This window comes from Bacillus cereus group sp. N12 (assembly GCF_016483575.1).
Lineage (GTDB): Bacteria > Bacillota > Bacilli > Bacillales > Bacillaceae_G > Bacillus_A > Bacillus_A toyonensis.
Map to the genome: position 1 here is coordinate 1 of NZ_JAEHBO010000209.1, position 379 is coordinate 379.

The following is a 379-nucleotide window of genomic DNA, read 5'->3' on the forward strand; positions in this document are numbered from 1 at the left end:
CACCTACTATAAAAGGGATTGGAGAATTTATTGACTCTACAAAAGAAAGTGTATATGCATCGATCAAAAAAGTAGAAGAACAAGATTATTATCCGCTTTCATCTGCCCAAAGAAGACTCTACATTTTAAACAAAATAGAGGGTAGCGGAGTATCTTATAATATGCCTTTCGCTATGAAAATAAAAGGTGATTTGGATGTTCATCAGCTTGAGAAGGCTTTCCATAAATTAATCGAAAGACATGAGGCTTTAAGAACTTCTTTTGTAATGGTAGATGGTGAACCAGTTCAAAAGATTGAAAAAGACATAGCTTTCCAAGTGACGTATAGAGAAATGGGTACCGATAAGCTAGATGATATAATCAATGGATTTGTTAAACC

Annotated in this window: 1 protein-coding gene; it reads left to right on the forward strand. The window is 34.0% G+C overall.

The features are described from left to right. Positions 1 to 379 (forward strand): condensation domain-containing protein (locus JDS92_RS30185; protein WP_142312947.1); only part of this gene is annotated, 379 nt, incomplete at both ends.